Genomic DNA, 1,055 nt, shown 5'->3' with positions numbered 1-1,055 from the left:
CCTAGGTGTGAAGAGTCAAGAGGTTGTTGCGTGAATTCGAGAGCCGAGACATAGGAGGCTGGCAGCCGATGCCGTGATGGGGCCGGTGCCAGTTATAGAAGTGATTCCAGACCGGCAACGCAGCTCGGCGTTGATCCGAGCTGGCATATGCACGGCCGTAGGCCCATTCGCGTAACGCTGACTGGATAAAGCGCTCGGCCTTGCCATTGGTTTGTGGTCGATAGGCTCGAGTGAATTTCTGCTTGATGCCAAGTTCTGCGCAAGCATTGCCAAAGGTGTGCGAGTGGAAGGCCGGTCCGTTATCGGTGATCAACCGCTGGACCTTTACGCCCAGCTTCGCGTAGTAGGCGACCGCGGCGCGCAGGAAGCTCTCGGCGCTGTCTTTACGCTCGTCAGGACGCATGTCGGTGAAGGCGATGCGCGCATGGTCGTCGATGGCCACGAACAGGTACTCCCATCCGACGCGTCTGGTGCGCTTGCGGTAGTCGCCCGTGATTCGATGGCCAACATCGGTGAAGCGGCCGAGCTTCTTGATGTCGATGTGAAGCAGCTCGCCTGGGGCTTCGCGCTCGTAGCGCTGTACGGGCTCGGGCGGCGCCAGGTCGCTGAACTTCGACAGCCCGGCACGTCTAAGCACCCGACTGACGGTCGCCTTGGACACGCCGGTGTACGACGCAATTCTGGATTGCAGAAAGAGCTTGCGGCGCAACTCGACGATGGCCAGAGCGACACCGGGAGCAATGGAGCGGGGCGAGAGCTCAGGTCGAGAGGACTTGTCCAGCAGCCCTGCTGCGCCATCGGCGAGATAACGGCCCAGCCACTTCCTGGCCGTGACTGCGCTGACCCCCTGCATGGCCGCTGCTTCTGCGGCGGATACGCCACGTTGAGTGATGGCTTGAACCATCTCCAGTCGCCGTACGTACGTCAATCGGGCATTCTTATGGGTGTTCATCCGGATTTGGGCTCTGAGTGAGTTGGGGGTTTGGCGATTCCCAGTCTCTCAAAACCACTCCGGGTGAACACCCGCAACAACCTATTGAAGCATCACACCTAGG

The 1,055-nt window shown here is 60.4% G+C and carries 1 protein-coding gene; it reads right to left on the bottom strand.

The genetic code is table 11. The features are described 5' to 3' along the window. Position 1: 1 nt before the first annotated feature. Positions 2–952 carry an IS481 family transposase gene (locus AC1DXX_RS33340; RefSeq protein ID WP_478138474.1) on the bottom strand — a complete coding sequence of 317 codons (951 nt, stop codon included), beginning with the start codon at positions 950–952 and terminating at the stop codon, positions 2–4. Positions 953–1,055 lie beyond the last annotated feature (103 nt).

It is taken from the genome of Variovorax sp. P4_B10, assembly GCF_056402375.1.
The sequence above is the reverse complement of the archived record's forward strand: the minus strand, read 5'-3'. Positions and strand labels throughout refer to the sequence as shown.